Source organism: Shewanella abyssi, assembly GCF_023284025.1.
Taxonomy (GTDB): domain Bacteria; phylum Pseudomonadota; class Gammaproteobacteria; order Enterobacterales; family Shewanellaceae; genus Shewanella; species Shewanella abyssi.
Window position 1 is genome coordinate 1 of the sequence record NZ_JAKIKR010000127.1, and the last position, 736, is coordinate 736.

Genomic DNA, 736 nt, shown 5'->3' on the forward strand with positions numbered 1-736 from the left:
GTCACCGCGTATGAGTACAACGGCTTTGGCGAAAAAGTTAACCAAATCAGCCCTGATGGTGGCACAAATCAATATCAATACCTTGCGGGATCACTGGTCTTAGAGACGACGGCTGACGGCACTGTTCGTCAACTTAAATACGATGTGCTCAATCGGTTAATAGGTATCTCGGAAAATTTTCAACTCGTTTTCAGTTATATTTACGACAACTGCAACTATGGCATAGGCAAGCTGTGCCAAACACAGCAAGATGATAACAACCATACCCGTTACAGTTATCAACCGTCAGGGCAGCTTTTTGAACAGCGCAGCACGATTAACGGCGATGAGTACGTGCAGCAATGGCAGTATGACCTAAATGGCAATATTACTGAGCGTTATATGCCCAGCGGCCAGAGGGTTAAAAGTTGGTACAACCGCAACAATCGCTTGAGTTACATCAATTATAACGATAAAGCACTTGGCTGGGATTTTGATTACCTTGCATTTGGCCCGGTAAAAGCTTGGACTAGCGCCAACCATTTACAACATGGCGTTGAATACACCAAGCAGCGGCAGGTCAGCCAGATAGTGACTAGCAATGTGCAGCATCTGCAATACCAATATGATGAAGTCGGTAATATCACCGCTTGGTTTAATCATGCACAACAGTTTAACCAATCCTTTGGTTACGACGCACTGGGTCAAATTACCAGTATCGACAATAGTGATGGTTGGCAAGATATTAGCTATGACG

General features: G+C 44.6%; 1 protein-coding gene. It reads left to right on the forward strand.

The window, feature by feature from the left end:
• The coding region (locus L2755_RS22030; RefSeq protein WP_248982763.1) for a hypothetical protein at positions 1 to 736 on the forward strand (736 nt) is incomplete at both ends.